A 25,828-nucleotide genomic window follows, 5' to 3' on the forward strand; every position below is an offset into this window, starting at 1 on the left:
AGGCTACGGCGCTTTGCAGACATTCCCCAAGTCGTCACCGCTGCTCCCGAGCGGTGGTCGGATAAGGAAAATGCGTTAGAGCGGGCGAATGACCGCTCTCGATCTCGTCGTCCACGGCCGCGTCCAGGGCGTGTTCTACCGCGACTGGACGGTCCGGACCGCGCGGGAGCTCGGGCTGGCCGGTTGGGTGCGCAACGAGGGCGACGGCACGGTCGCAGCGCATATCGAGGGCGAGCCGCAAGCGGTGGAGGCGATGGTGGCGCGGATGCGGGACGGTCCGCCTCGCGCGGCGCCCACCCGGATCGAACAGCGGGAAGTGGCGGCGACAGGGCTCACCGGTTTCGAGCGGCGGTAACGATTCCCGGTCTTCTCGTCCCGGACCTGCTCCGGGCTCGAACCTGCTTTCCTGCGCTGGAACGACTCAGGCCGCTTGCGCCACGGCGTCGGCGACCGATTCGCGCTCGACGATCTCGAACGGGATTTGCTCGTGCCGCGTCGGCCTGAACGGTTGACGGATGCGCTCGAGCAGGAGCCGGCTGGCGGCCTCGCCCATCTCCTCGAGCGGCTGGCGCACGGTGGTTAGGCGCGGCCGCACGGTTTTCGCCACCGCGTTGTCGTCGAAGCCGACCAGCGAAATGTCGCCGGGGATGGAGATGTTGGCGGCTGCGGCGGCGTCGATGATGCCAGCGGCCATTTCGTCGTTGCTGGCGAAAATCGCCGTAGGCCGGGCGGCGAACAACTGGCCGGCCTGCTCGCGCCCGGATTGCCGCGAAAAGTCCCCTTGCGCGATCAGCGCGGGATCGATCTGGAGACCCTTACCGCCCATCGCATTCGCGTAGCCGTTATGCCGGCGCATGCTGACCAGGTGGACTCTGGGCCCGCGCATGAAGCCGATCCTTCGGTGTCCGCGCCGCAGCAGGTAGTCGGTGATCGCTCGGGCGGCGTCGTATTCGTCCATCGTTACGGTCGAGCCGCGCTCGAGATCGAGGAGCGGCGCGATCCGCACGAGGGGCAGCTTGCGCTCTTCGATGAGCCCGAGCACGTGACGGTCGTCGGAAAGCGGCGGCGTGAGGATCACGCCGGCCAGCGCCGGATCTTCGACCAGATCGGCTGCCGCCTTATTGGTGCCGAACAGGTTTTCGGCCTGCACCACCAGACCCGATGCCCGCCCGGCGCGGCTCACGCCGTCGCGGATGCGCGAGACATATTCGGCGCCGTTGTTGTCGAACAACAGCAATATGCGTGTACCTGCGTTCATTCCCCGCCCCTCCCCGGTTCGGCCCTGCCGCGTTACGCCATTGCCCGACGCCTTATCCGCAGAAGGTGAATATTTCTTCTAAACGGAAGAGTGCGCGCCGCTCAGGCGTAGCGGTTCTCTTCCTCCGGCGGCGGGGGCGGCGGCGGCGGCGGCGGCGGCGGAGCGGGCGGCATGAAGTCGCGCGCCAGGGTGTGGTAGAGCCGCTCGCGGCAAACCATGGCACCGGCCCAGTCGCCGATCAGGCACGTGGCGAAGAGTGGCAGGATGACGGCGGTGGTGCCGGTCGTTTCGCTGAGGATAATGACCGCGGTCAGTGGCGCGCGCACCACGCCGACGAAATAGCCGGCCATGCCGAGCAGCACGATGGTGCCGCTCTGCTCGCTCGGGAACAGCGGGGTCAACAGATTGCCCAGCCCCGCACCGACCGCGAGCGAGGGGGCGAAGATGCCGCCGGGTATGCCGCTGGCGCTGGTCACCAGCGAGGCGACGAACTTGGCCGGCCCGAACCAGTATTCGCCTTGCGCTCCCTCGAGCAGCGCGCGCGTCGGCCCGTAGCCGGTGCCCCAGGTCGACCCACCCGCCGCCACGCCGATCACAGCGACGATGATTCCGCAGACCAGCGCGGTCATCAGCGGCCGCTTGCCGAGTACCCCGCTCCAGCGTCCCCCCGGGCCGCGCAGCGTCAGCAGTGCACGCGAAAACAGCCCGCCCGCGATCCCGCCCAGGACGCCCGCCAGCGGCGCGGCGACAAGCACGCTGAGCAGCGGCAAGCCATGGCCGACATGGCCGAAATAGACGTATTCGCCGGCAATCCCCTGGCTGGTCAGGCCGGCGATCATGACTGCGCCCATCACCAGCACCGCGACGCGCTGCTCGTAGGCAACGGCGAGTTCCTCGATAGCGAAGGCAATCCCGGCGAGCGGGGTGTTGAACGCGGCAGCGACACCCGCCGCTCCGCCGGCGATCAGCACCCCTGGCGAGACGCGAACCTTGAGCAGACGGTGGACCTGGACCATGATCGCCGCGCCGAGCTGCACCGTGGGTCCCTCGCGTCCCACCGAGGCGCCGCCGAACAGCGCCCCGACCGACAGCGCAAGCTTGGCCACGCCGGTACGGAACGACAGCAGCTCGCCGCTCTCCGCCTTGTCCGAATCGCGGCTTGCCGCGATCACCTGCGGGATGCCGGAGCCGCGCGCCTCGCTCGCCAGCGAGCGGGTCAACGCGGCGATGACGACGAAGATCAGCGGCGTCAGGATCAGCGGCGCATACCATTCGGTCGTGATTCCCGCGAAGGTGCGCTGGGCAAAGTCGCCGGCGGCGGCAAAGCCCACCGCCAGCAGGCCGATCAGCAGCGCCGAGACGAGCATCGCGAGCCGCTTGCGCCATTGCTGAAGCTCGACAAGGTCGGCGGGGAAGCGCTCGGCAAAGCGCCGCAGGAGCTTGGCCAGAGGCTGCATGGCATGGCCCCTACCGCTGTGGCTCGCCCGGGTCCAGCGTTCAGGTGAAGAGCCATAAACATGAATGGAAGGCATGCACGACGGTTCACCTTCACGTCAGCACGCCCGGCCTATCCCGGTGCCATTCAAGGGGCCGCATCCCACTCGGCGGCAGTCTCAGGAGTAAGCCGCAATGACTTTCGGGAAGTATCTGACAGGCGGGGCAGTGGCGGCGATCGCGGCCGCACTGGCGCTCGCCGCAACCCCTGCCCCCGCGCGCGAGGCGCGTGAGAACATGGGGCGCAGTTGGCAGCCTTCGAGCAACAGCGCCAAGGCCAGCGAACGCCGCGAGGCGCGCAGCGTCAACCGCAGCCAGCCGGTGCGCCAGGCTCCGCAGCGGCAGCCGGCGGCGCAGCGACAACAGTGGAGTCCGCCGGCGCGCCCGGCGCCCCAGGTGCGCCAGGCTCCTCCGCAAGTACGCGGACCGCTCCGCCAGGACACCGGTGTCGCCCGGCGCGACTGGCCGCGCGGCAACGACCGCTCGAACCGCGATGCGCGGGCCGGCACCACCTGGAACCGTGGCAACGCCGCGACGCCGCCGGCGATTCGCAGCGTCCCCGTCCCGAGCCGCAACACCACGTATGCCGATGGCGGCCGCAACCGCAGCTACACCGATTCCGACCGGAACCGGAGCTACGGCGGGCGCCACGACGACAACGCCAGGGCGGACCGGCGCAGCGACGATCGCAGCGGGCGCTGGGCCGACCGGCGCGACGACCGTTGGTCCGACCGTCAACAAGAGCGCAGGACGGATTGGCGCGGCGACCGGCGGGGCGACCGTTATGCCTACAACGGCGGGCGGCGCGACGGATATCGCGACCACGATGGCGACCATCTGCGGTGGGACAGCCGCGGCTGGCGCAACGATCATCGCTACAACTGGCGCGACTACCGCAATTCGCACCGCACGGTGTTCCGTCTCGGCGGCTACTACGCGCCTTATCGGAACTATTCCTACCGCCGGCTGAGCATCGGGTTCTACCTGGATTCGCTGTTCTATGCGGACCGCTACTGGATCAACGATCCGTGGAACTATCGCCTGCCTGCGGTCTACGGCCCCTATCGCTGGGTGCGCTATTACGACGATGCGCTGCTGGTCGATATCTACAGCGGTGAAGTGGTGGACACGATCTACGACTTCTTCTGGTAAGCGCCGCGACCGACTCTTCGCCGGGGAGTGGACCGGCGAAAGCGAAGCCCCCGTGCCGCGAGGCCGGGGGCTTTTGCTTTGTGTCCGGACTTATTGTGCCGGCGGGTGCGGCTCGCCCCACGGCAATATGCGCCACAACTCGCCGTCCTTGTCCCAGAAATGGTGCTTAAGCGCACCGAGGATGTGCAGGCCGATCAGGTAGATGAAGATGTTGCCGAACGTTCCGTGCAGCTCGAGCAGCTCGTGTCCCGCCCCGGGGTCCTTCGAGGTCGGCAGCATGGGCACCGTGAACCAGCCGAAGAAGTCTATCGGATGATCCTGCATCGACGTGCCGATCCAGCCCATCAGGGGCAGAGCGATGAGCAGGACATAGAAGATGATGTGGACGACCTTTGCGAGCACGGCCTCCCACCTGGCGAGGTGCGATCCGATCGGCGGGCTCGCGTGGGTGAAGCGCCAGGCCAAGCGCACCACGCTCAGCGCCAGGATCAGGATGCCGGTGGCCATGTGCGGGCCCAGCGCCTGCAGATGCTGGTCGCGCGGCACACCCTCGCCAGCCTCGGCGAGGCGCCAGTTGACGATAACGGCGATGGCGATGAGCCAATGCAGGAGCATCGCCCCCTTCGAATAGCGGGTGACCGGCATGCAATTTCCTTTCGTCGATCATCGTAGCGCGTTCATCTTGCGCGGCAAGCGCAAGGCTTGTCATGCGCGCCCGAGTTTGGAAAAGCTTTGCCTCATGACAAATTTCGTCACCACCGCTTCGCTTGGGGGCAAGCCCGCCCCGAAGGTCAAGGCCCCCGACCAGGACGGGCTGCGCCGCACGGGAAACAAGGTCCGCAAACGGCTCACCGCCAACCCGCGGGTCTACCCGGTACCGGCCCAGGAGAAGGCCGAGATTTTCGCCGTCGGCGATTTCATGAACCCCGACGAGTGCAAGCGAATGATCGCGCTGATCGACCAGGTGGCGCGGCCGAGCGCGGTGTTCGATCTCGAATACGGCGCCGACTATCGCACCTCCTATTCGGGCGACGTCGATCCGCACGATCCATTCGTCAAGAAGATCAGCCGGCGGATCGACGATCTGCTCGGGCTCGAACCGGCCTGGGGCGAGACGATCCAGGGCCAGCGCTACCTGCCTGGGCAACAGTTCCAGGCCCACAACGACTGGTTCTATACCGAGGCCGACTACTGGAAAGTCGAAAAGGATCGCGGCGGGCAGCGCAGCTGGACGGCGATGGTCTTCCTCAACGAGGTCGAGGGCGGCGGCACGACCGATTTCACCAAGCTGGGCCTGTCGATCGAGCCGCGGCGCGGGGCCTTGCTCGGCTGGAACAATGCCGATCTCGAGGGCGTGCCCAACGAATGGACCATGCACGCCGGCACCCCGGTGACCGCCGGGGTCAAGTACATCATCACCAAGTGGTACCGGACCAAGCGCTGGCGCTGACGCGGCATCAGGTCAGCGCGTCTTCGTCCTCTTCCTCCCCGCCCTTGCGGTTGCGCTCGATCCGGCGCGAGAGCTTGCCGAGTTCCTTCGCCCCTTCTTCATCGAGCTTCGCGCTCTGGAGGAACATGTGCGCGAAACGGTCGATGCGGTGGGAGAGGCGCAGGATCTCGAGCTGGGTGCGCAAGTTGACCTCGTAATCGTGGCGCGCGGTAATGCGGTCTTTCGCCGCCTGGCGGTTCTGGCTCATCATGATCACCGGCGCCTGGATCGCGGCGAGCATCGACAGCATCAAGTTGAGGAAGATGTAGGGGTAGGAATCGAACGGCTTGAGGCCTAGGTCCTCCAGCAGCGCGCTGTTGAGCAGCATCCAGCCGAACAGGACGACGCCGAAGGCGATGATGAATCCCCAGCTCCCGCCGACCGCAGCGACTCGGTCGGCCAGCTTGTCGCCAAAGCGCAATTCGAGCTGTGCGGCCTCATCGGCGTCGATGCCGATGTATGTCCCGGCGGCCACGCGCGCGAGCACGTCCTGTTCTTCCTGATCGAGTTCGTCGAGCGAACGGCCGAGCAGATCTTCGGCCAGCCGCTCGAGGTCGGCCGTCTCGGTCACCGCACGAGCGCCTCGGCGATCAGCTTGCGGGTGTTCTCAACCCCGTAAAGCGCGATGAAGCTACCCATGCGCGGTCCTTGTGCGCTTCCCAGAAGGGTTTCGTAAAGCGCCTTGAACCAGTGCCGCAGGCTTTCGAAGCCGAACGCTTCGTCCTTGCCGATCTCGTAGACCGCGGTCTGCATGTCCTCGGCGGAGGTGCCGGCCGGGATGCCGGCGAGATAGGCGTCGAGCGCCCGCAGTGCCGCCTTCTCGTTGTCCTCCGGCCTGCGCTTATGCAGCGTGGGGGCGACGAAATCGCGGTTGTAGTTGATCGCGGTGTGGATGAGCTTTTCGAGCGCGGGATCGTCGACCGGCTTGCCGAGGTAGGTTTCGACGTATTCGGCCAGGCTTTCCGGCGTCGCTTCGGTGCCGAGCACGCCCGCAAGGTTGAGCAGCAGTCCGTAGGTCACGGGCAGGCTGTCGCCGTCGCCTCCTTCGTACCCGTTGGCGCGCAGCAGGTGCCAGACCGGATTGCCGAGCTGCTGTTCGAGCGGCTGCTCGGGAATCTTGGAGCGGAACTGCCAGTATTCGTCGACCGCCCGCGGGACGATCCCGGCATGCAGGCTCTTGGCGCTCTTCGGCTCGCGGAACAGGTAGAGCCCGAGGCTCTCCTCGCTGCCGTAACGCAGCCATTCGTCGATCGTCAGGCCGTTACCCTTGGACTTGGAAATCTTCTCGCCGTTCTCGTCGAGGAACAGCTCGTAGATCATGTTTTCCGGCATGCGCCCGCCCAGCGCGCGGACGATCCGGCCCGACTGGGTGACGCTGTCGGTCAGGTCCTTGCCGCACATCTCGTAATCGATCCCGAGCGCATACCAGCGCATCGCCCAGTCGACCTTCCACTGCAGCTTGGCCCGGCCGCCGAAGATGGACTGCTCGACGGTTTCGCCCTCGTCGTCGAAGCGGATCATCCCCGCGGCGGCATCGACCACTTCAACCGGGACCTGCAGCACCTTGCCGCTCTTCGCGCTGATCGGCAGGACCGGCGAATAGGTCGCGGCGCGCTCGGCGCGCAGCGTCGGCAGCATGATGTCCATGATCGCGCCGAACTTCTCGAGCACGCGGGCGAGCGCGGCATCGAAATCGCCGCTGTTGTAGCGGTCGCTGGCGGCGATGAACTCGTAGTCGAACCCGAAGCGGTCGAGGAAATCGCGCAGCATGGCGTTGTTGTGGTGCGCGAAACTCTGGAAGCCGGCGTTGAAGGGGTCGGGAATGCGGCTCAGCGGCTTGCCGAGATTGGCTGCCATCATCTCGTGATGCGGCACGTTGTCGGGCACCTTGCGCAAGCCGTCCATGTCGTCGCTGAAGGCGATGAGGCGCGTCGGCGCGCCGCCGGATACGATCTCGTAGGCGCGGCGCACCAGCGTGGTGCGCAGCACTTCCTGGAAAGTGCCGATGTGCGGCAGGCCCGAGGGACCGTAACCGGTCTCGAACACCACCGCCTCGGGCGATCCGTCCTCGGCGGTCTTGCCTTCGGGGAAGCGCTTGACGAGCTTCATCGCCTCCTGGAACGGCCAGGCCTTGGATACGCGGGCGGCTTCGGTGAGGGCAGGGTCAAACATAACGCAAGGGGCCTTTGCCGAAGCGTAACCGGCTTGCAAGCGAGAACGCGGGGGCGCGGCGCAATCGATCCTTGCGCTTCGCCCCGTTCGTGGCAGGATAAAGTCAACGATAAAAGGGGTGAGAGGGGAAAGGCATGGACATCGCCCGCAAGGCGTATCCCGATGTGCCGCTGTTCCGGTATCCGTATACCGATCTCGGCACAGGGCAGATCGCGGCGGCCCTGGCCAATGCCGACGGGCCGGGAAGCAAGTCGGCGTTCGACACCGACGGGCTTGCCGGGCGAACCGTCCGCTTCAGCGGAGAAGGCGCGCCCGATCTGGCCTGGGCGTTCTCGCCCGACGGCCGGGTCACGCTCAACGGCGGGCGCAGCGTCCGCTACGGGGCGCTCAGCCTCGAACAGGTCACACTCGTAACCCACCTCGTGCCCGGCACGATGCAGGCCTATGCGCTGATCTGGAACCGCCAGACCAACGCTGCCACCGTGTTCGAGCTGTGGTTCGGCGGCGGGCCGGCCCCGCGCGCTCGCGAGATCGACCGCGCCGTGTGGCACGGCGCGATCGGCAGCGCGCCCGCGGCGGGAGCCGAGCAGCATCACGCGACGCTGCGCAGCGAAGGCCGCGCCCTTGCCTGCACCGAAGACACCGGAATGCGCACGATCGAGTACTACTGCTCCGTCACGTATACGCACTGGGTAGAGCTCGACCGGCTCGACGAACACCGCGGCTATTCGGCCCCGGCGGACTACATCCAGCTGACCGAGGAACTCTACGCCGTCGCGCGCGTCGAGGCTGAATTTTCCGGGCTGCTCCACCTCTACGTCTACGACGCAAACACCCTGCAATCGGTCGGCTTCCGGCTCGGCTTTGACGGGCTCGACGAGCTTGAATACTACATGTTCCGCGGGACCGGCGAATGGCTCGGGCAGAACGCGCGGTTCGAGAAGCTCGGCGATTTCAGCGCCGATCCGTTGCCGATCCCCGACGGTAAAAAGGGCGAGCGGCGGATCTATCGCCCGCTGGCGACGATGGACAAGATGACCCCGGCCGAGATCGACGCGGAGATTGCTGCGGGCAATGTCCATGTATTCGACAAGCCGAGCCCGATGGCGGGCAACGGCACCAGGCCGAGCGCGGCGCTGGCCGGCAGGGCCTTCACCATCGCTTACGACGACGGGCCGACCGTCGAATACCGCATGAAAGGCGCCGAAACCCTCGACTGGCGCAAGGACGGCGGCGCCTGGACCGAGGCGCGCTACAACGCCTGGGAGATGATGCCCGGCGCATTCATCTTCGGGCACCTGCTGGCGGGCGAGAAGGACCACGACTGCCACATCGTGGTGATGGATTTCGACACCGGCATGGCGACGAATTTCCACGGCTTCGTCAACACGCCCTACATCGCCAACGAGGCAGGTGCCGAAACCCTGTTCGGCAAGCTCTCTGGCGATGGCATCCCCGATCCGGGCCGCAAACGCCACGAGAGGACGCGCGATCTTCTGGGCAGGGCCTTCACCTGGGAGTATTCGCCCGGGCTCAATTCGATGCACCTCTATTCGACGCCCAACACCACCAGCTGGATCATTCCCACGCCCGACGGCCATTTCGCCACCGAGTGGAGCGGCAGCGGCGATTTCATCAAGATCCGCGACCAGCTCTACTTTGCGCGCTGGCAGGAGGAAGCCTGCAACGGTACGCTCGGCACCATCCTGATCAACATGCGCACGATGCACGACGCTGGCATAGGCTATCATATGGGCCGCAAGGGCGGACTGAGCCTGAGCGCGGTCGGCGCCCCCGCGCGCCACGCCGGCAAGATCGAGGTATCCCGCTTCTTCGGGCCGAATGCATGGGAGAGAAAGGCATGAGCGAGAAGTTGACCGGCACCGACAGGCGCTCGTTCCTCAAGACCGGCGCCGTCGCCGCGGCGCCGCTCGCCGCGTTCGCCCCGGTGGCCGCGCTGGCGGACGATGCGAGCAAGGCCCGGCTGGCGCGGATCGAGGACGAACGTGCGATCGAAGCGCTCGAGCGCGACTTCCTGCGCCGCGTGAACGCTCCGAACGCCGGCCGCTGCGGCGAGCTGTTCGCTTGCGGCAAGGCTCCGCACCTCGGCGAGGCGCAAATCAGCGCCGACCTCGCCGGCGAGGCTCCGGCGATCGCCTTCGCGGCGGACGGGCAAAGCGCCACCCTGCGGCGCGCGGTAACGACCACGCGCGAGGTTCACTTCACCGGCGACTCGACGCTCGAGCAGATGGCCCGCCTGCAAGGCCATGGCAGCCATCGCCATACCGAGGACCGCACGCTGGTGGCGCGGCTTACCAAGAACAAGGACGGCTGGCGCTTCGCCAGCGTCGACCTGGCCTGATTTCGGGAGAACAGACTTGAGACTTACCGCTTCGATTGCCGCCGCAGCGCTGCTCGCCGCCGGCTGTGCCACCGACACCAGCCAGCCTTCCGGCGCGATCACCTACAACGGCGTCAAGGATTGCGCCGCGTTCAACGTCGCCGGTCTGGGCCTCGCCGATGCCAAGACCACCTGGGTGCCGGGCAAGGACGCGCTGCCTTCGTACTGCGAGGTCAGCGGCACGCTGCACCCGGTCGCCGGCTCCGACATCGGCGTGGTCTACCGCTTGCCGGAAGCGTGGAACCGCAAGGTCTACGGCGTCGGCGGCGGCGGGTGGATCGGCAACACCGCGCTGCAGACCGTCACGGATGCGCTTCGCCGCGGATACGCGACGATGTCGACCGACGGCGGTCACCCGATCGGCAACGTGTGGGACAATTCCTGGGCGGTCATGCCCGAGAAGGCGAAGGACTTCAGCTACCGCGCGATCCACGAAATGACCGCGGCCGGCAAGAAGGTCGCCGCCGCCTATTACGGCAAGAAGCATTCGCGCGCCTACTACGTCGGCTGCTCCACTGGCGGGCGCATGGGCCTGATGGAAGCGCAGCGCTTCCCGGCCGACTACGACGCCATCGTCGCCGGAGCCCCGGTCTACACGCTGCAGGTGCAGACCAGCTCGGTGCTGCGCACCAACGTCTTCACCCAGAGCGGCGGCTTGAGCGCCGGCGATCTCAAGCTGGCCGAGAACGCCGCGCTGGCACAGTGCGACGCCGATGACGGGCTCAAGGACGGGCTGATCAACGATCCGCGCTCGTGCCACTGGGATCCGGCGACGATCCAGTGCAGCGGCGCCAAGACCGATTCGTGCCTCAGCGCACCGCAGGTCGCCGCGCTCAAGACGGTCTACGAAGGCATCAAGTCGCCCGACGGCGAGTGGGCCATGCTGCCGATGAGCCGCGGCGGCGAGACCACCTGGTCGTTCTTCGTCGCCACCGACGGCAAGGGCAAAGACCCGACCCAGGGCGGCGGGCTGGTCGGCCTCGGCCCGGTGATCTTCCCCGGCCGCACCGTCGACTGGGCGCATTTCTCCGCGGCCACCGACGTCCCGCAAGTCCGCTCGAGCGCCTTTGCGGCAATGTACGAGGCCAAGGACCCCAACCTCTCGCCGTTCTTCCAGCGCGGCGGCAAGCTGCTGATGTGGCACGGCCTGAGCGATGCCGGCCCGAGTCCGGTCGGCAGCACCGACTATGCCCGCGCGGTGATGGCGCAGAACAAGGCCGCGGCGGACCAGTACCGCCTGTTCCTGGCCCCTGGCGTCGGCCACTGCGGCGGAGGCCCCGGCGCCGACGTCCTGCCGCTGCTCGACACCATCGAAACCTGGGACAGGACCGATGTCGCGCCCGAGACGGTCGTGGCCAGCAAGCGCGACAGCCCGCTCAAGCGTCTCGACTGCGCCTGGCCCAAGGTCGCGCATTACAAAGGCAGCGGGGACGCCAACGACCCGGCGAGCTGGAGCTGCGCCGCGCCGACGAGCTGACGAAAAAAGGGCGGCCCCGAGGGGCCGCCCTTCCCTGCAAAGCCGGTCAGAGAGGATCAGGCCGACTCGAGGATCCGCGTGTCGGCGCTCGGCGCGCGCGTCGGACGAACCGGGCGGGCATCAGCGGCCTGGCTCGGCCAGATTTCCGGGTATTGGCTGAGGTCGATCCACGGCTGCGCGGTCTCGAACTTGCGGCCGATCGATTGCAGGATCAGCCGCGCCCGCCGCAGACGCGCCCTGCGGTTGGTGAACGGGTTGGCCTTGTCGGGCTCGGCGTCGACCATCCGCTTGATCAGCGCATCGCGTTCCTCAAAGCTCTCGGGCAATTCGCGCGGGAGCCGGACGGCGGCGCCATGGCTGCCGACATAGGCCGCAGAGGGCGCCGCGCGCTTGACCGGCGCTTCGCCGAGAACCGGCGGAGTGAGCGCGGAAGCCGGGGCCCGCGGTGCCGCCGCAAGAGGGGTCGCGGGGGCGGCGCTCGGTTCGCTCACGCTATGGTATTCCGGCGTGCTCCGTGTGGCCGAAGCCCGGCGAGCCGACGCGGTTTGGCGGCGGCGACGAAAGGCCAGTGCAACGATGGCGGCGATGACGATAGCTATCAGGCCGGCGAGAATGGCCGCCAAGAGGGCGGTGGCGTCCCCGCCCTCGCTCTGCGCGGTGGCCGGCTCAGGCTGCTGCACGGGGTCCGCAGCGACCGGATTCTCGAGCGGGGGCTGGACCAGCGGCGCAGCGACCGCGAGTGACGGGTCGGCCGGAGTACCGACGACGGGATCGGCGACCGGCTCGCTGGCCGGGGCGCGGGCGGCAGGCGCGGGTTTGGACGCCGGCTTGGGCGCAGGCGCGGTCTTCTGCACCGGGGCCTCGACCGCGGCGGGAGCGGTCTCAGCCGGCGGGGTCGCGGGGACCTGCTGGACGACCGGGCTCGCCACGCTCGCCGGTGCGGCGGGCGTCGACGACGGACTTGCTTCCGGGAGAGTGAAAACCGGCGCGGGTGCGGTGCTCGCCGTGGTCTCCGCAGGCGCGGTTGCCGGTGCCGGGGCGGTGTTGACGATCGGGCCGTCGAGCGTGGGGGAAGCGTCCTGCGCCAGGGCAGGAGCGGCGGTCAGCGCGAGGGCAGCGGCAATCGCGGTCGTGGCGCTGAATGGGGTTCGAGTGGGTTTCTGCATAGTCCCGAAAAAACCGCCGCTGTGCCTGCGCCGTTCCCTGAACCGGCGTTCAGGAAACCGCCATAACCTTGTTTTCGCATATTATTTTCTGAATCAAATTCCGGCCAGTCGATTGTCTTTTGCGGCAAGCCGAACCGGCGATTTTTGCTGTCAAGCCGATTCGCGGTGGCAAACCTGCAGTTCGCGGCGGAACCCGCGTTTACTTTTCGTTCTGCACCGGTAATCGCTTTGACGATGGAGTCCCTCGCTCTCCCCGCCCTCCACGCCAGTCACGCGGGAACCTGGCTGCGCGATGCGCGCGGGATCACCCGCGGCACGTCCAAGGGCGAGGCGATCATGGCGGCCGCGGACACGCCGCTGCTGCTCCTCAACGCGCCGCTGGGGGCGAGCCGGCTCGGCTATCCCGATCTTTCGGGCCTCGATCTGCTCGAGCTCTATGCCTTTGTGCACCCCGCCCGCTTCGTCGTGCCCACGCCCAAGGGCCTGGCTCATGCGCTAGGGCTTGAGGAGGCGGCGAGCGACGGCGACGTGCCGGCGCTGCTGCAGCGCGCCGCCGCCGTCTTGCTCGCGCGCTGCGCCGACGACGGCTGGGCGGAGCGTGAGGGCGCATGGTCGGTGCTGCAATCGCTGGCCAAGCTGCGCTGGCCCTGGGCGGGAGTCCTCGCCGCGCACGTCCGCCAGCCGGAAAGGGCCGAGAAGTGGCTGTTCGCCCGCCTGCCCGAGTGGGAGGAAGCGCCCGAGCGGCCGATGCCCGCGCAAGTGGCGATCGACGAGTTCGAGATCGAGGCGCGGCTCGAACGCCTGACCGGCGAAGGGTCCGAACGGCGCGAAGGCCAAAAGACTTATGCGCGCGAGGCTGGTCGCATCTTCTCCCCTCGCGCCGCCCGCAAGCTGCCGCATATCCTGCTGGCGCAGGCTGGAACCGGCATCGGCAAGACTCTCGGCTATCTTGCGCCTGCATCGCTGTGGGCGGAAAAGGCGCAGGGCACCGTCTGGGTCAGCACCTACACCAAGAACCTTCAGCGCCAGCTCAGGCAGGAAAGCGCGCGCGCCTGGCCGCCCGCCCGGCCCGACGGCAGCAAGCCGGTGGTGGTTCGCAAGGGGCGCGAGAACTACCTCTGCCTGCTCAATCTCGAAGACGCGCTGCAGGGAGGCTTCGGCGGGCGCGCCGCGGTGCTGGCGCAGCTGGTGGCGCGCTGGGCAGCCTATACGCAGGACGGCGACATGATCGGCGGCGACCTTCCGGGCTGGCTCGGCACGCTGTTCCGGAGCCGCGCAATCCGCAGCCTGACCGACCAGCGCGGCGAATGCGTCTATGCCGGCTGTCCGCATTATCGGAAGTGTTTCATCGAACGCGCCGCGCGCGCCTCGGCGCAGGCCGATCTGGTCATCGCCAACCACGCGCTGGTGATGGTCAACGCCGCATGCGGGCGCGATCATGCCCGGCGGCCGACGCGAATCGTCTTCGACGAGGGGCATCATGTCTTCGATTCCGCCGACAGCACCTTCGCTGCCGCGCTTACCGGCCAGGAGGCCGTCGAGCTCAAGCGCTGGATCATGGGCCCCGAACGCGGCTCGAAGGGCCGCCGGCGCGGGCTCGCCGCGCGGCTCGCCGACGTCGCCAGCTACGACGAGGAAGGCGGCAAGGCGATCGCCGCCGCGTGCGAGGGGGCAGAAGCGCTCCCCGCCGACGGCTGGCTGCAGCGGCTCGCGGAGGGCATGCCTTCTGGCGAGATCGAGACGCTGCTCGCCGCCGTGCGCGCGATTACTTACGCCCGCGACGAAAGCGGCGGACAGGAAATGGGCTACGGTATCGAGACCGAGGCAGCGCAGCTCGACGGCAATTTCGTCGAACTGGCCCAGCAGGCGGCGATGGCGCTGGGCGAAATCCGCCGCCCGCTGATCAGACTCGGTGTGCGGCTCGAGGCGCTGATCGAGGACCCGCCCGACTGGCTTGACGCGCAAGGCCGCGCCCGTATCGACGGAGCGCGCCACTCGCTCGCCTGGCGCGCCGACACGCTGGCCGCATGGGAGGCCTTGCTCGACCGGCTCGGCGGCCCGGCCGATCCCGATTTCGTCGACTGGCTCGCCGTCGACCGCTCGGACGCACGCGAATTCGACATCGGCATCCACCGCCGTTTCCTCGATCCGATGAAACCCTTCGCGCGCGTCGTGCTCGAGCCGGCGCACGGCGTCATGCTGACCAGCGCGACCCTGCGCGACGGCGAGGACTGGCTCGGGGCGATCGCAAGATCGGGCGCCAACCATCTGGAAATACAGCCTTCGCTTTCCGCGGCGGAAAGCCCGTTCGACTATGCCAGCAATGCCGAAGTGCTGATCGTCACCGATGTGAAGAAGGGCGATCTCGCCGCACTGGCCGGGGCATATGCCGCGATCATCGCCGCTTCGGGCGGCGGCGTCCTGGGCCTGTTCACCGCGATCCGCCGCCTTCGCGCGGTGCACGGGCGCATCGCCGACCGGCTCGCGCGCGACGGGCTGCCGCTATACTCGCAGCACGTCGACCCCATCGACACCGGCACGCTGGTCGACATCTTCCGCGACGACCCGCGCGCCAGCCTGCTCGGCACCGATGCCTTGCGCGACGGAGTGGACGTGCCGGGCCAGTCGCTGCGCTGCGTGGTGGTGGAACAGGTTCCCTGGCCCAAGCCGAGCATCCTGCACCGCGCGCGGCGCGCGGCGGGCGGCGGCAGCGCCTATGACGATGCCATCATCCGCGCCCGGCTGGCGCAGGCGTTCGGCCGGCTGATCCGCAGCAAGGACGACCGCGGCCACTTCGTCGTCCTCTCACCCGCCTTTCCCAGCCGACTGCTCTCCGCCTTCCCTAAGGGCACCCCGGTCCTGCGCCTGACGCTGGACGAGGCTTTACAGCGGCTCGCCAGCCGTGTTTCAGAGGCCGAGACGCCCGCCGGCATCGCCGCACACGAGGATCGAAACTGACGTGAAACGCCTGGGCCTGCTGCGCCATGCCAAGTCCGACTGGGACGATCTCGCGCTGCGCGATTTCGACCGCGGGCTCAACGACCGCGGGCGGCGCGGGGCGGCGGCAATCGGCGCGCACATCCGCGACCACGGCTGGGGCTGCGAGGCGACCATCGCCAGCCCGGCCGAGCGCGTGCGAAGCACGATCGAGGCGACCGGGCTGGGTCTCAACCCGCGCTTCGACCCGCGGCTCTACCTGGCCGACGCGGCGACGCTGCTGGCCGTGCTGAGGGAGATGGAAGGCGATCCGCAAAGCGTGCTGCTTGTGGGGCACAATCCAGGGCTGCAGGAACTGGTCTTCCGCCTCGTCGGCGCCGACGAGGACGACGAACTGCTCGAGCGCGCGGCCGAAAAATTTCCCACCGCTACGCTCGCGGTGCTCGAATGCGACATCGCCTCGTGGGACGAGCTGGCGCCGGCCAGCGCCCGGCTGGTGCACTTCGCCCGGCCGCGCGATCTCGACCCCGAACTGGGGCCCGAAACGGTCGGTTGACTCTGCGGGCTGCCCCGGCCCTCCCGTTTGCAATTCGGCAAGGGTTTTAGGTTAAAACCGGGTTTCGCAAAGCGAGGCAGAGTCTTGATCGAAATCGAAGTCCAGAACGAGACCTACCAGAGCCAGACCAAGGTCAAGTTCATGGTGGCGCCGCGGATCGGAGAGGGGATCCGGCTGCTCGACCCGAAAGGGCAGTGGCAGTCGTTCGACGTGCTCGACGTGTGGTACGAAAAAGCCGCCTACGGCGACGTCTGGGTTCCGTTCATCCATGTTCGCGCGACCCCGCCTGAGACCGACTACGGCGCCGTGCTGCGGCCCGACGTCGAACTCTATCCCGTCGACGCCGAATAGACGGCCTTTCCAGGCTCCGGCTCCGGAGAAATTCGCCTAGGCGGCGTCGAGCGCCTGCGCCAGGCGTCCGCGGATCGCCAGGAGGCGCGAGAGCAGCTCGCCTTGCTGGCCCTCGGGATTTACCAGAGGCGCGGCCGAAGCGGCGCCATCCTGCACCGGCCCGCTCTCGAGCGCCTGGCGCGCACCCTTGAGCGTGTAGCCTTCATCGTTGACCAGACGGTCGATTTCCTGAACCAGCCTCACGTCCTCCAGCCGGTAATAGCGCCGTCCCCCACTGCGCTTGAGCGGCTGCAGCATCGGGAACTGCTGCTCCCAGTAGCGCAGAACGTGCTGCTTGATGCCGAGCGCGGCCGCCACTTCGCCGATCGTGCGCATGGCCTGGGCGTCCTTGCCGTCGTCGAAACGCGGCATGGCCGGCCCGTCCCCGCTCACGAATCGGCGATCCGCGATTTGAGCTTCTGGCTGGCGCGGAAGGTCAGAACCCGGCGCGGGGTAATCGGCACTTCGACGCCGGTCTTGGGATTGCGGCCGATCCGTTCCCGCTTGTCACGCAGGATGAAGCTGCCGAAGCCTGAAATCTTGACGTTCTCGCCATCGGCCAACGCGTCGCACATCTTCGCCAGGATCGCTTCGACCAGGGCGAGGCTTTCGGCCCGCGAAAAGCCCATCTTGCGGTTGATTGTTTCCGCTAGGTCTGCGCGGGTAAGTGTGCCTACCGATCGCATCATTTACGTCGTACCTCCCAGAGCGCGACCCCTCGGAATGAGCCTAACAAATAATACTTTGTTGGCAAGGTCGGCGCCGCTCGCCGCGGTGAATATTACAGCCGCAGCAGACTGGCGCCCCAGGTGAACCCGCCGCCCATCGCCTCGAGCATGATCAGGTCGCCCGGCTTGAGCCGCCCGTCGCGCTTCGCCTCGTCGAAGGCCAGCGGTACCGAGGCGGCCGAGGTGTTGGCGTGGCGGTCGACCGTGATGACGATCTTGTCGACCGACAGGCCGAGCTTCTTGGCCGTGGCGTCGAGGATCCGGCGGTTGGCCTGGTGCGGCACGATCCAGTCGATGTCGCTGGCGCTGTGCCCGGTGGCGACGAGAACTTCTTCGAGCACTTCGGCAAGATTGGTCACCGCGTGGCGAAACACCTCGCGCCCCTGCATCCGCACCTTACCGACCGTCCCCGTGCTCGACGGACCGCCGTCGACATAGAGCAGATCGCCGTGCGCGCCATCGGCGTGGAGCCGCGAGGCCAGGATGCCCGGCCCGTCATCGGCGACGTCTTCGGCCTTGAGCACCACCGCCCCGGCACCGTCGCCGAACAGCACGCACGTCGCGCGGTCCTCCCAGTCGAGGATGCGGCTGAAAGTCTCGGCGCCGATCACCAGCGCGCACTTGGCCATTCCGGTGCGCAGCATCGAATCCGCGGTTGCCAGGGCATAGAGAAATCCCGAGCAGACCGCCGCAACGTCGAACGCCGCGCCGCCGCGGCAGCCGAGTTCGCGCTGGACGCGCGTGGCGGTCGCCGGGAAGGTCTGGTCCGGCGTGGCGGTGGCGAGGACGATGAGATCGACCTCGCTCGCCTCGATCCCGGCATCGGCCAGCGCAGCGCGCGCCGCGGCAGTGGCCAGCGTTGCCGTGGTCTCGCCCTCCCCGGCGATGTAGCGTTGGGCGATCCCGGTGCGCTCGCGGATCCATTCGTCGCTGGTGTCGACGGTCTCCGCCAGCTCGGCGTTGCTGACGGCGCGGCGCGGCAGGCCTGAACCGCTGCCTTTGACGACCGAGCGGATCATTTGGCCGACCCGTTGCCGGTGTCGCGCAGACGAACTTCGCCGAGTTCGGCGAGGTCGGCGGCAATGCGTTCGGTCAGGCTTTCCTCGAGCAGCCGCGCCGCGACGTTGACGGCGTTGGCCACGCCCTTGGCGGTGGCGCTGCCGTGCGATTTGACCACGACGCCGTTCAAGCCGAGAAACACCGCCCCATTGTGATTGTTCGGGTCGAGGTGGTGGCGCAGCAGCTCGGTCGCCGGGCGCGAGACGAGGAAGCCGATCTTGGAGCGCAGCGAACTGGTGAAGGCCGTGCGCAGCAGGTCGGTGACGAAGCGCGCCGAACCCTCGATCGCCTTGAGCGCGATGTTCCCGGAAAACCCGTCGGTCACCACCACGTCGGTCTCGCCGCGATTGATCTTGTCGGCCTCGACGTAGCCCTCGAAGCTCATCGCCAGACCGGTCGCAGCGCGCAGCTGTGCCGCGGCCGCCTGGACTTCGCCCGTGCCCTTGGTGGCTTCGGTGCCGATGTTGAGCAGGCGCACGCGCGGCGCCTCCTTGCCGGTGATGATGCGCGAATAGGCCGCACCCATGATCGCGAACTGCACGAGGTTGCGCGCATCGCAATCGGTGTTGGCGCCGAGGTCGAGCATGATGACGTCGGTCTCGCTGAGCGTCGGCATCAGCGCCGCGAGAGCCGGACGGTCGATCCCCGGCATGGTGCGCAGCGCCAGCTTGCTCATCGCCATCAGCGCGCCGGTATTGCCGGCGCTGACCGCGGCGCCCGCCTGGCCGTTCTTCACCGCCTGGATGGCCAGGCCCATGCTCGTGGTCTTGGCCCGGCGCAGCGCGGTGGTCGGCTTTTCGTCCATGCCGACGACATCCTCGCAGTGGAGGATCTCGCTCGCCTCGCGCATGTTGGGATGGGCTTCGAGCGCCCGTTCGATGCGCGCCCGGTCGCCGACCAGCAGGAAGTTGAAGCGGTCGTGCTCGCGCCGGGCCAGCGCCGCGCCCGAAACAACCGTGCGCACGCCCTCGTCGCCGCCCATCGCGTCGACGGCGATACGCGGCAGGCTCATGCGCGGAATTCCTCTTGCGTGAAAGGGCTCAGAGCCCCTTCGGCTCCATGATCAGGCGGCCGTTGTAGTGGCCGCACGCCGGGCACAGGTTGTGCGGGCGCTTGAGTTCGCCGCAGTTACCGCATTCGTGGAACGCCTCGACACGAAGCGAATCGTGCGAACGGCGGTTGCCCCGGCGGTGCGGCGATACTTTTCTTTTGGGGACAGCCATTGCGTCACCTGTTCCTTAAGTCTCGATCGGTTTTCGAAGCCGCCCTAGGCCAAGCCCCGGTGCCGCGCAAGCGCGGCGGCGGGATGCAGCCATGCGGTGAAGGCGCGCGCTATAGCGATTTTTCCTGCGGGCGCAAGCGGTGCCGATTGCCGGGCACGGCGCATTGCCCTAGCCGGGCGAAATCACCCCGAGGGAGACCACATGATCCTGTTGCCGACCACTCTCAGCGCCGCCGCAGCCGCTGCCGTGCTCAACTTCTGGCTCTCGACGCGCGTCGCCAACGTGCGCCGCGCGAACCGGATCGCCCATGGCGACGGCGGCAACGCGCAACTCGGCCGGCGGATGCGGGCGCAGATGAACTTCGTCGAGTACACTCCGTTCGTGCTCATCCTGTGCGCCGCGATCGAACTCGCCGGGCGCGGCGGGCTGGCGCTGCAGGCGGTGATGGGCGTCTACATGCTGGCGCGCGTGTCGCACGCCATCGGCATGGATGGCGAGAACGTGCCCAAGCCCCGCGTCATCGGCATTGCGATAACCTTTCTGACGATGCTTGGCCTGGCCGTCTATGCCGTCCTCATCGCCGCCGGGGTGGCCTAACCGCCTGCAGCAATCGCCGCGTCGCCGACGAAGGGATTGGCCTGCCGCTCACGCCCGAAGGTGCTCGGGCGGCCGTGGCCGGGCACGAACTGCACGTCGTTGCCCAGCGGCCAGAGCTTCTGGGTGATCGAATCGAGCAAATCTTGATGGTTGCCCATCGGAAAATCGGTGCGCCCGATCGAGCCTTCGAAAATAACGTCGCCGACAAAGGCGAATTGCGCCGCGCGGTGGAAGAATACCACGTGGCCCGGGGTGTGGCCGGGGCAATGAATGACTTCCAGCTCGACCTCGCCGAAGCTGACGGTGTCGCCGTCTTGCAGCCAACGGTCCGGTTCGAACACCTTGGTCTCGATGCCGAAGCGCGGCCCGTCCTCGTCGAGGCGGCTGATCCAGAACCGGTCGGCCTCGTGCGGACCCTCGATCGGCAGGTCCAGGTCCTCGGCCAGCATCCCCGCCTGCCCGCAGTGGTCGGCATGGCCGTGGGTCAGCAGGATCTTCTCCAGCGTCACCCCGGCGCGGGCAACCGCGTCCTTGAGCTTGTCGAGATCGCCCCCGGAATCGACCAGCGCCCCGCGCATCGTCTTCGAGCACCAGACGAGCGAGCAGTTCTGCACGAAGGGCGTGACGGGGATGATGGCAGCGCGGAGGGGGGATTCCTGGAGGCTGGCCATGGAAGGCTAGGTGGCGGAGGCAAGCGACAATTGCAAGCAAGCTCGGCCCGTCAATCCTTGCAATGCCACTACAACGGGGTTCAGGGACTGATAAGCACCCTTTCCGTATCGTCAGGCGATGTACGCACCGACTGTTTTTCTCTCCTTCGCGCTTGTCGCCTTCGCGGCTTCAGGCGCCTTGGCGGCCATGCCGGTCGCCGACGAATGGAACATCGGTCCATGGGTTCGCGGACGCAACTATTCGCCTGGAATGCCGGCGCATCCTGCACCCGGTCCTGGTGGTTCGGTCCAATTTCGCTTTCCGGTCGCCGGCGAAGGCCAGATCGATGCCATGACAACGACCGTCCTTCCGCTATCCGGCGCAAGTCAGGTAACCTTGCGCTACCGAATCGACATCGCGCCAGGCACCCGGTTCATCGCCGATGAAGCGCGGGACGAGCCCGCAACCGTCTCACTCTACCTGCAACGCAGAGGCGACAACTGGAGTGCAAGGGGCGCCTATGCCTCATACCGCTGGTACGTCCCGCCGCGCGGCGTAATTCCTCTATCGCCCGGCGAGCACAACGTGACGATCCGCTTTGACGAAGCCTGGACCAACGTCCACGGCCAGTCGAACCGCGACGATCCGGCTGGATACGCGACTGCGCTGCGGGAAACCTCGCGGATCGGCATCGCCTTCGGCTCGGCGGCGCTGCGCAGCCACGGCGTTTTTGCTACTGGGGCGGCAACCTTCACATTGCTCCATCTCGGAATCCGCTAGCGAGCTGCCCCCGATTCACCCCGGCCGCCGCGCCGCCATCTCCTTTGCCCATTCCTCAGCCGTCGGCATCAGCGGGTGGTCGATGCGGTGGAGGATCTTCCACTGGCCATCCTCGCGCACGAACTCGTCCTCGTACCAGCCGGCCAGAGTCGGAGTCGGGTGCCCGCCCTCCCCGCGCGTCATCATCAGGTGGCGCGAACGGGCGGTGGCGTGGTCGCCGTCGACGTCGACTGCGATGTTCGAGACGAGGTGGTAGTCGCTGGCGTTGGCGAACCCGGCGGGCGTCGGCCCGAACAGCCCGGTGAGCATCGCCTTGATCTCCTCCGGCCCGTGGCGGACCGTCCGGCCGGTCTGCCAGGTGCCGTCGTGCGCGAACAGCGCGGCATACCCGTCGAAATCCCGCGCATCGAGCCGGGCGGCGTAGTCGGTGATCACCCGCTCGATCGCCAGCGTGTCCTCGGCCCTGCGCAGGCGCTGCTCGGTCGAGAGTGGCGGTGGAGCAGCGGCCGGCCCTCCACCGGCTGCCGGCGGCCCGCTCGGATCGCGGAAGGGGATCGCGCCCCAGGTGGTGCGGCGGGCGATCTTCCATTGCCCGTTCTCGCGCACGAATTCGTCGACATAGCGCCCGGCGAGCAGCGGTGTCGGACGGTCGTCGGCCGAGCGGGTCCAGAACAGATACTTCGATTCGACCTGCGCCCGATCGCCGTCGATGGCGATCACCGGGTTGGTCAGCATGTGAAAGTTGGCCTTGTTGACGAACCCGGGCTCAGGCGCGCCCATGTTGTCGACCAGCATCTTCTCGATCGCCGCCGGGCCCGCGAAGGTGCCGAACCCGCCCTGCCACACGCCGTCCTTCGCGAAGAGCGCGGCGTAATCGTGGTAGTCCTTGGCGTCGAGGAACTTGCCGTATTCGATCAGCACCCGGCGGATGGCGCTTTCGGCCTCGAGCCGCTCGAGCCGCTGTTCGAGCGAGGGCGCGCCATCCTGCGCCTGCAGCGAAACAGGCGCGGCCAGCAGCAGCGCCATGGCGATTGCGCGATACCCCATCGATTCCTCCCCGACTCGCATCCTCGGCGCAGAGCTTACAGCCGTTGCTGCGCCCGTGACACCGCGCCCGTGTGGGCGTAAACGGGCGCGAGAGGAGTACCCCACCCCATGAGGACATTCGCCGCACTCGCCCTCGCCAGCCTTCTCGGCGCCACCGCCTGTATGGCCGCCGGCACCTCGCCCGACATCGCCGCGATCGTCGCCGATCCCGCCCGACCAGAGTCCGACCGCCAGCTCGACGCCTCGCGCCATCCGGCCGACCTGCTCGCGCTGCTCGATCTCAAGCCGGGCCAGACCGTGGCCGACATCTGGCCGGGCGATTACTGGGACCGGCTGTTCGCCGATGCGGTCGGGCCGACCGGCACGGTCTACGCCGCGCACCTCGCCGATGCGGACGAGGCCGAGAAGCACACAACGCCGCCGGCCGGGTCGATGCCTATACCCGAGCATCCCAATGTCGTCGTCGCGGTGACCCGCGCCAATTCCTTCAGCCTGCCGGCCAAGGCGGATGTGATCTGGTTCCGGCAGAACTACCACGATCTCTACGACAAGTTCATGGGCCCGGCCGACGTGCCGGCGTTCAACAAGGCGGTCTACAATGCACTCAAGCCCGGGGGGCGCTTCGTGATCATCGACCACAGCGCGGCCCGCGGATCGAAGCTCGAGGCGACCGAGAAGCTGCACCGTATCGACGAGGACGTGGTCAAGGCGGACATGGCCGCGGCAGGCTTCAAGCTGGTCGCCGAGAGCGACGCGCTGCGCAATCCCGAAGACCCGCGCACCCAGATCGTATTCGCCCCCGCGATCCGCGGCAAGACCGACCAGTTCGTACTGGTGTTCGAACGGCCCTGAGCAGGTCCGTCGTCACCCTGAACTTGTTTCAGGGTCGATCTCTCAGCCCGCGAAGTCGGTCGAGAATGCACGATCGACGCTGAAACGAGTTCAGCACGACGGGTTTGGGAGCAGGCCGCACTCGGAATGCACCATCATAACCTTCCCCCCTTCCACACCACGCGCCCGACCACGTCGACATCCTCCATCGCCACCTCGACCGGTTCGTAGGCGGCGTTCTTGCTGATCAGCCGCAAGCGGCCCGGCGGCACCGCCTGGAGCAGCTTGACGTGCAGCGCTTCGCCCAGGCGCACGACGTGGACGCCTTCGCGGAACGGGCGCGGGGTGCGATCGACGAGGATTTCGTCGCCGTCGCGCAGCAGCGGATCCATCGAATCCCCGGCGACGCGGATGGCCGACAGGTTCCTGGCGTCGAGCCCGTTCTCGCGCAGCCATCGGGGGGAGAACAGGAAGGTGTCGAAGGCAATCTCCTCGGCCCCGGTGGCGCCCGGCCCGGCCGAGGCCTCGAGCGCGAGCCGCGGCACCTCCACCCAGCCCGAGAGGCGCCCCGCCCCCTCGTCCGGAGCGCCGAGCTCCGATTCTTCGACCCCGAAGAAGTCGGCCAATTTCCTGCGGTCGCCTTCCTCGAGCTTGCGCGGGCTGCCCTTGGTGACGAATTGCTGCAAGTAGCTGGGATTGCGGCCGATCATGCGGCTGAGCGCGGCAAGGCTGGTCCCTCGTTCGGACGCCAGCCGGAGCAGCTGGGAGCGGTGCTTGGCGGAATTTTCCCGAGAGTCGCTCATGTATTTCCTATACACGTAGGATTTTTCCTAGACAAGTAGGATTTCGCGCGCGACGAATCGCGGGCCGAGTCGCCGGCTCGATCAGGGAAAGGAGTCGCCCATGCTGATCCGCAAGATCGAAGTCTTTCTGCGCCACACCCGCATGCCCGCCACCAAATTCGGCCGTCTCGCCGCGCGCGACCCGCGCTTGGTGCTTGACCTGCGCAAGGGCCGCACACCGCGCCCGGCGATGGAAGAACGGGTAGAACATTTCATGAACGAATATCGGGAGACCCCGCATGCATTTCACTAATTCGCCCCCTCCGCCGCGCCCGGTGCGGCGCTCTCCGGCCGTGAAGCTGCGCGAGCAGGTTCTCGCCCTCGCCGATGGACCCGCGGCGCTCCTGGCCCACGAGGAGAAGGCCTGGGCCAGCGCGACCTTCGCCGGCACGCGCCATCGCCTCGAACTGGCGTTCGAGGGAGACGAGGCCGTGCAAGCGGGAGAGAGCTTCATCGCCTTTCTTCCCGAGCACGAATTCGCCGTTCCCCGGCAACTGGTCGCCGATGCCGCGGTCGTCGCGGTCGATCACCGCCTCGCGCCCGAACCGCGCATGACGGTCAGCTGCGAGCTGCTGCTGCTCGACGAATGACCGGCGAAAGTCCACAGGCGAGGCGTGCGAACCCGACTTTTCGGCTGCAATTGCAATACCTTGCGGAGAAAGTCACAGTTTTCAAAAGCGCGTTTTGCGGTCCACCGGACCAAATACTCGACGGCGCCCGGCGCTATTCGGTCACTCGGTTCTCGATGGCCCCGATGCCGTCGATCTCGCAGCGCACGACGTCGCTCGGCTGAAGAAACTTGGGCGGGTCCATCCCGGCGCCGACACCCTCCGGGGTGCCGGTCGCCAGAAGGTCGCCGGGTTCGAGGGTGAAAGCGGTCGAGAGATACTCGATCTGCTCGGCCACGCCGAACAGCATCCCTGCGGTGGTGCTGTCCTGCCGGACCTCGCCGTTGACCAGGCAGCGCAAGCTGAGCGCCTGGGGATCGGGGATTTCGTCGGCGGTGACGATCCATGGCCCGATCGGGCCGTGGGTGTCGAAGCTCTTGCCCATGGTGAAGGTCGGGCTGTGGCGCTGCCAGTCGCGCGCGGAAACGTCGTTGGCGACAAGGTAGCCGAACACGTGATCGATCGCGTTGGCCGCCTTCACGCCCTTGGCCTTGCGGCCGATGACGACGCCGAGTTCGACCTCGTAGTCGAGTTTCCCTGTCACGCCGCGCACGATCGGATCGTAGGGGCCGTTGATGCAGGTCGTCTGCTTGTTGAACCAGTACTGGTGCTCGGGCCGTTCGGCGTGCCCCATCTCGGCGAGATGCTTGGCGTAGTTCATGCCGATGGCCATGTACTTCCCCGGCCGCAGCGGGGCGAGCAGGCGTACGTCGGCGAGGGCATGGTGCGGCGCGGCGCCCTTCGTGGCCGCACGAATATTCGCCAGCGCCGTTTCGCCCTTGGCAATCAGCGCCAGCATGTCGGGCCAGTCGCAGCCGGCCGCCGCCAGGTCGATCACGCCGTCGTCCACAACCACGCCGAGCGCGGTGCGCCCCCCGGTCTCGAAACGCGCAAGTTTCATGGCCTTCTC

Annotated in this window: 29 protein-coding genes; 14 read left to right on the top strand and 15 right to left on the bottom strand. The window is 67.6% G+C overall.

All coding sequences use genetic code 11. The features are described from left to right. Nucleotides 1-88: 88 nt before the first annotated feature. Complete coding sequence (locus tag Q7I88_RS13910; protein ID WP_305096506.1) at nt 89-355, top strand: acylphosphatase; 267 nt, start codon at nt 89-91, stop codon at nt 353-355. A 66-nt stretch (nt 356-421) separates the two neighbouring features. Here Q7I88_RS13910 and Q7I88_RS13915 read toward each other — a convergent pair whose 3' ends face one another. Continuing rightward, on the bottom strand, nt 422-1,258 hold the full coding sequence (locus tag Q7I88_RS13915; RefSeq protein WP_305096507.1) for a substrate-binding domain-containing protein: 837 nt from the start codon (nt 1,256-1,258) through the stop codon (nt 422-424). 101 nt (nt 1,259-1,359) lie between these two features. Beyond that, entirely contained in the window at nt 1,360-2,715 is a 1,356-nt protein-coding gene (locus Q7I88_RS13920) for a chloride channel protein (RefSeq protein WP_305096508.1), read from the bottom strand. A gap of 172 nt (nt 2,716-2,887) precedes the next feature. On the opposite strand from Q7I88_RS13920, the gene Q7I88_RS13925 reads away from it, so the two are divergent. Further along, complete coding sequence (locus Q7I88_RS13925) at nt 2,888-3,904, top strand: RcnB family protein (protein WP_305096509.1); 1,017 nt, start codon at nt 2,888-2,890, stop codon at nt 3,902-3,904. Between the two features lie 90 nt (nt 3,905-3,994). Here Q7I88_RS13925 and Q7I88_RS13930 read toward each other — a convergent pair whose 3' ends face one another. Then, nucleotides 3,995-4,549 carry a cytochrome b gene (locus Q7I88_RS13930; RefSeq protein WP_305096510.1) on the bottom strand — a complete coding sequence of 185 codons (555 nt, stop codon included), beginning with the start codon at nt 4,547-4,549 and terminating at the stop codon, nt 3,995-3,997. Nucleotides 4,550-4,643: 94 nt separating this feature from the next. Here Q7I88_RS13930 and Q7I88_RS13935 point away from each other — a divergent pair, with 94 nt between their 5' ends. After that, a complete protein-coding gene (locus tag Q7I88_RS13935; RefSeq protein WP_305096511.1) occupies nt 4,644-5,354 on the top strand; it encodes a prolyl hydroxylase family protein in 711 nt (236 codons plus the stop codon). Between the two features lie 7 nt (nt 5,355-5,361). Here the strand turns inward: Q7I88_RS13935 and Q7I88_RS13940 are convergent, their stop codons facing one another. Together Q7I88_RS13940 and Q7I88_RS13945 are read right to left on the bottom strand one after the other, a co-directional pair. Next, nucleotides 5,362-5,964, bottom strand: coding sequence for a DUF1003 domain-containing protein (locus Q7I88_RS13940; RefSeq protein WP_305096512.1), 603 nt, complete (start codon nt 5,962-5,964; stop codon nt 5,362-5,364). After that, nucleotides 5,961-7,565, bottom strand: coding sequence for a lysine--tRNA ligase (locus Q7I88_RS13945; RefSeq protein WP_305096513.1), 1,605 nt, complete (start codon nt 7,563-7,565; stop codon nt 5,961-5,963). The genes Q7I88_RS13940 and Q7I88_RS13945 overlap by 4 nt, the downstream gene beginning before the upstream one ends. Before the next feature lie 134 nt (nt 7,566-7,699). Between Q7I88_RS13945 and Q7I88_RS13950 the strand changes: the two genes are divergently transcribed. From Q7I88_RS13950 to Q7I88_RS13960, 3 genes are read left to right on the top strand one after another with little or no spacing between them, the layout of a single operon-like run. Then, nucleotides 7,700-9,430, top strand: a complete 1,731-nt coding sequence (locus tag Q7I88_RS13950; protein WP_305096514.1) for a MoaF N-terminal domain-containing protein — start codon at nt 7,700-7,702, stop codon at nt 9,428-9,430. Further along, complete coding sequence (locus tag Q7I88_RS13955) at nt 9,427-9,927, top strand: hypothetical protein (protein ID WP_305096515.1); 501 nt, start codon at nt 9,427-9,429, stop codon at nt 9,925-9,927. The genes Q7I88_RS13950 and Q7I88_RS13955 overlap by 4 nt, the downstream gene beginning before the upstream one ends. A gap of 16 nt (nt 9,928-9,943) precedes the next feature. After that, a complete protein-coding gene (locus Q7I88_RS13960) occupies nt 9,944-11,443 on the top strand; it encodes a tannase/feruloyl esterase family alpha/beta hydrolase (RefSeq protein ID WP_305096516.1) in 1,500 nt (499 codons plus the stop codon). Nucleotides 11,444-11,499: 56 nt separating this feature from the next. On the opposite strand, the gene Q7I88_RS13965 is transcribed toward Q7I88_RS13960, so the two are convergent. Further along, nucleotides 11,500-12,609, bottom strand: coding sequence for a hypothetical protein (locus tag Q7I88_RS13965; protein WP_305096517.1), 1,110 nt, complete (start codon nt 12,607-12,609; stop codon nt 11,500-11,502). A 234-nt stretch (nt 12,610-12,843) separates the two neighbouring features. Here Q7I88_RS13965 and Q7I88_RS13970 point away from each other — a divergent pair, with 234 nt between their 5' ends. From Q7I88_RS13970 to Q7I88_RS13980, 3 genes are all read left to right on the top strand, one after another. Further along, a complete protein-coding gene (locus Q7I88_RS13970) occupies nt 12,844-15,567 on the top strand; it encodes an ATP-dependent DNA helicase (protein WP_305096518.1) in 2,724 nt (907 codons plus the stop codon). A gap of 1 nt (nt 15,568) precedes the next feature. Beyond that, nucleotides 15,569-16,102, top strand: coding sequence for a SixA phosphatase family protein (locus tag Q7I88_RS13975; protein ID WP_305096519.1), 534 nt, complete (start codon nt 15,569-15,571; stop codon nt 16,100-16,102). Between the two features lie 84 nt (nt 16,103-16,186). Further along, complete coding sequence (locus Q7I88_RS13980; protein WP_305096520.1) at nt 16,187-16,453, top strand: hypothetical protein; 267 nt, start codon at nt 16,187-16,189, stop codon at nt 16,451-16,453. A 36-nt stretch (nt 16,454-16,489) separates the two neighbouring features. Here the strand turns inward: Q7I88_RS13980 and Q7I88_RS13985 are convergent, their stop codons facing one another. From Q7I88_RS13985 to rpmF, 5 genes are all read right to left on the bottom strand, one after another. Beyond that, nucleotides 16,490-16,864 carry a MerR family transcriptional regulator gene (locus tag Q7I88_RS13985; RefSeq protein ID WP_305098616.1) on the bottom strand — a complete coding sequence of 125 codons (375 nt, stop codon included), beginning with the start codon at nt 16,862-16,864 and terminating at the stop codon, nt 16,490-16,492. Nucleotides 16,865-16,881: 17 nt separating this feature from the next. Then, a complete protein-coding gene (locus Q7I88_RS13990) occupies nt 16,882-17,181 on the bottom strand; it encodes an integration host factor subunit alpha (protein ID WP_201290913.1) in 300 nt (99 codons plus the stop codon). 92 nt (nt 17,182-17,273) lie between these two features. Beyond that, a complete protein-coding gene (locus Q7I88_RS13995) occupies nt 17,274-18,239 on the bottom strand; it encodes a beta-ketoacyl-ACP synthase III (RefSeq protein WP_305096521.1) in 966 nt (321 codons plus the stop codon). Next, nucleotides 18,236-19,291, bottom strand: coding sequence for a phosphate acyltransferase PlsX (gene plsX / locus Q7I88_RS14000; RefSeq protein ID WP_305096522.1), 1,056 nt, complete (start codon nt 19,289-19,291; stop codon nt 18,236-18,238). The genes Q7I88_RS13995 and plsX overlap by 4 nt, the downstream gene beginning before the upstream one ends. A gap of 28 nt (nt 19,292-19,319) precedes the next feature. After that, complete coding sequence (gene rpmF / locus Q7I88_RS14005) at nt 19,320-19,502, bottom strand: 50S ribosomal protein L32 (RefSeq protein ID WP_305096523.1); 183 nt, start codon at nt 19,500-19,502, stop codon at nt 19,320-19,322. Nucleotides 19,503-19,703: 201 nt separating this feature from the next. Between rpmF and Q7I88_RS14010 the strand changes: the two genes are divergently transcribed. Further along, nucleotides 19,704-20,099, top strand: coding sequence for an MAPEG family protein (locus Q7I88_RS14010; protein ID WP_305096524.1), 396 nt, complete (start codon nt 19,704-19,706; stop codon nt 20,097-20,099). Here Q7I88_RS14010 and Q7I88_RS14015 read toward each other — a convergent pair. Then, nucleotides 20,096-20,770, bottom strand: a complete 675-nt coding sequence (locus tag Q7I88_RS14015; RefSeq protein ID WP_305096525.1) for an MBL fold metallo-hydrolase — start codon at nt 20,768-20,770, stop codon at nt 20,096-20,098. The genes Q7I88_RS14010 and Q7I88_RS14015 overlap by 4 nt on opposite strands. A 118-nt stretch (nt 20,771-20,888) precedes the next feature. Between Q7I88_RS14015 and Q7I88_RS14020 the strand changes: the two genes are divergently transcribed. Then, a complete protein-coding gene (locus tag Q7I88_RS14020) occupies nt 20,889-21,530 on the top strand; it encodes a hypothetical protein (protein ID WP_305096526.1) in 642 nt (213 codons plus the stop codon). Nucleotides 21,531-21,545: 15 nt separating this feature from the next. On the opposite strand, the gene Q7I88_RS14025 is transcribed toward Q7I88_RS14020, so the two are convergent. Then, complete coding sequence (locus Q7I88_RS14025) at nt 21,546-22,577, bottom strand: nuclear transport factor 2 family protein (RefSeq protein ID WP_305096527.1); 1,032 nt, start codon at nt 22,575-22,577, stop codon at nt 21,546-21,548. A gap of 108 nt (nt 22,578-22,685) precedes the next feature. Between Q7I88_RS14025 and Q7I88_RS14030 the strand changes: the two genes are divergently transcribed. After that, the gene (locus Q7I88_RS14030; protein ID WP_305096528.1) at nt 22,686-23,429 is read left to right on the top strand and encodes a class I SAM-dependent methyltransferase; all 744 of its coding nucleotides are present in this window, start codon (nt 22,686-22,688) and stop codon (nt 23,427-23,429) included. A gap of 134 nt (nt 23,430-23,563) precedes the next feature. Here Q7I88_RS14030 and Q7I88_RS14035 read toward each other — a convergent pair whose 3' ends face one another. After that, nucleotides 23,564-24,211, bottom strand: a complete 648-nt coding sequence (locus Q7I88_RS14035) for a LexA family transcriptional regulator (RefSeq protein WP_305096529.1) — start codon at nt 24,209-24,211, stop codon at nt 23,564-23,566. A 100-nt stretch (nt 24,212-24,311) separates the two neighbouring features. Between Q7I88_RS14035 and Q7I88_RS14040 the strand changes: the two genes are divergently transcribed. After that, nucleotides 24,312-24,503: a hypothetical protein gene (locus Q7I88_RS14040; protein ID WP_305096530.1), complete on the top strand. Its 192-nt coding sequence runs from the start codon at nt 24,312-24,314 to the stop codon at nt 24,501-24,503. After that, nucleotides 24,490-24,840 (top strand): hypothetical protein, encoded by a 351-nt coding sequence (locus tag Q7I88_RS14045; RefSeq protein ID WP_305096531.1) that lies wholly within the window; start codon nt 24,490-24,492, stop codon nt 24,838-24,840. The genes Q7I88_RS14040 and Q7I88_RS14045 overlap by 14 nt, the downstream gene beginning before the upstream one ends. A 133-nt stretch (nt 24,841-24,973) precedes the next feature. Here Q7I88_RS14045 and Q7I88_RS14050 read toward each other — a convergent pair whose 3' ends face one another. Continuing rightward, the gene (locus Q7I88_RS14050) at nt 24,974-25,819 is read right to left on the bottom strand and encodes a fumarylacetoacetate hydrolase family protein (protein WP_305096532.1); all 846 of its coding nucleotides are present in this window, start codon (nt 25,817-25,819) and stop codon (nt 24,974-24,976) included. Between the last annotated feature and the right edge of the window lie 9 nt (nt 25,820-25,828).

This window comes from Croceibacterium aestuarii (assembly GCF_030657335.1).
Lineage (GTDB): Bacteria > Pseudomonadota > Alphaproteobacteria > Sphingomonadales > Sphingomonadaceae > Croceibacterium_B > Croceibacterium_B aestuarii.

Coding starts and splice junctions, on each gene's coding strand:
- Q7I88_RS13910 (WP_305096506.1), top strand. CDS start 89: ATGACCGCTCTCGATCTCGTCGTCCACGGCCGCGTCCAGGGCGTGTTC.
- Q7I88_RS13915 (WP_305096507.1), bottom strand. CDS start 1,258: ATGAACGCAGGTACACGCATATTGCTGTTGTTCGACAACAACGGCGCC.
- Q7I88_RS13920 (WP_305096508.1), bottom strand. CDS start 2,715: ATGCAGCCTCTGGCCAAGCTCCTGCGGCGCTTTGCCGAGCGCTTCCCC.
- Q7I88_RS13925 (WP_305096509.1), top strand. CDS start 2,888: ATGACTTTCGGGAAGTATCTGACAGGCGGGGCAGTGGCGGCGATCGCG.
- Q7I88_RS13930 (WP_305096510.1), bottom strand. CDS start 4,549: ATGCCGGTCACCCGCTATTCGAAGGGGGCGATGCTCCTGCATTGGCTC.
- Q7I88_RS13935 (WP_305096511.1), top strand. CDS start 4,644: ATGACAAATTTCGTCACCACCGCTTCGCTTGGGGGCAAGCCCGCCCCG.
- Q7I88_RS13945 (WP_305096513.1), bottom strand. CDS start 7,565: ATGTTTGACCCTGCCCTCACCGAAGCCGCCCGCGTATCCAAGGCCTGG.
- Q7I88_RS13950 (WP_305096514.1), top strand. CDS start 7,700: ATGGACATCGCCCGCAAGGCGTATCCCGATGTGCCGCTGTTCCGGTAT.
- Q7I88_RS13955 (WP_305096515.1), top strand. CDS start 9,427: ATGAGCGAGAAGTTGACCGGCACCGACAGGCGCTCGTTCCTCAAGACC.
- Q7I88_RS13965 (WP_305096517.1), bottom strand. CDS start 12,609: ATGCAGAAACCCACTCGAACCCCATTCAGCGCCACGACCGCGATTGCC.
- Q7I88_RS13970 (WP_305096518.1), top strand. CDS start 12,844: ATGGAGTCCCTCGCTCTCCCCGCCCTCCACGCCAGTCACGCGGGAACC.
- Q7I88_RS13985 (WP_305098616.1), bottom strand. CDS start 16,864: ATGCCGCGTTTCGACGACGGCAAGGACGCCCAGGCCATGCGCACGATC.
- Q7I88_RS13990 (WP_201290913.1), bottom strand. CDS start 17,181: ATGATGCGATCGGTAGGCACACTTACCCGCGCAGACCTAGCGGAAACA.
- Q7I88_RS13995 (WP_305096521.1), bottom strand. CDS start 18,239: ATGATCCGCTCGGTCGTCAAAGGCAGCGGTTCAGGCCTGCCGCGCCGC.
- plsX (WP_305096522.1), bottom strand. CDS start 19,291: ATGAGCCTGCCGCGTATCGCCGTCGACGCGATGGGCGGCGACGAGGGC.
- rpmF (WP_305096523.1), bottom strand. CDS start 19,502: ATGGCTGTCCCCAAAAGAAAAGTATCGCCGCACCGCCGGGGCAACCGC.
- Q7I88_RS14010 (WP_305096524.1), top strand. CDS start 19,704: ATGATCCTGTTGCCGACCACTCTCAGCGCCGCCGCAGCCGCTGCCGTG.
- Q7I88_RS14015 (WP_305096525.1), bottom strand. CDS start 20,770: ATGGCCAGCCTCCAGGAATCCCCCCTCCGCGCTGCCATCATCCCCGTC.
- Q7I88_RS14020 (WP_305096526.1), top strand. CDS start 20,889: ATGTACGCACCGACTGTTTTTCTCTCCTTCGCGCTTGTCGCCTTCGCG.
- Q7I88_RS14025 (WP_305096527.1), bottom strand. CDS start 22,577: ATGGGGTATCGCGCAATCGCCATGGCGCTGCTGCTGGCCGCGCCTGTT.
- Q7I88_RS14030 (WP_305096528.1), top strand. CDS start 22,686: ATGAGGACATTCGCCGCACTCGCCCTCGCCAGCCTTCTCGGCGCCACC.
- Q7I88_RS14035 (WP_305096529.1), bottom strand. CDS start 24,211: ATGAGCGACTCTCGGGAAAATTCCGCCAAGCACCGCTCCCAGCTGCTC.
- Q7I88_RS14040 (WP_305096530.1), top strand. CDS start 24,312: ATGCTGATCCGCAAGATCGAAGTCTTTCTGCGCCACACCCGCATGCCC.
- Q7I88_RS14045 (WP_305096531.1), top strand. CDS start 24,490: ATGCATTTCACTAATTCGCCCCCTCCGCCGCGCCCGGTGCGGCGCTCT.
- Q7I88_RS14050 (WP_305096532.1), bottom strand. CDS start 25,819: ATGAAACTTGCGCGTTTCGAGACCGGGGGGCGCACCGCGCTCGGCGTG.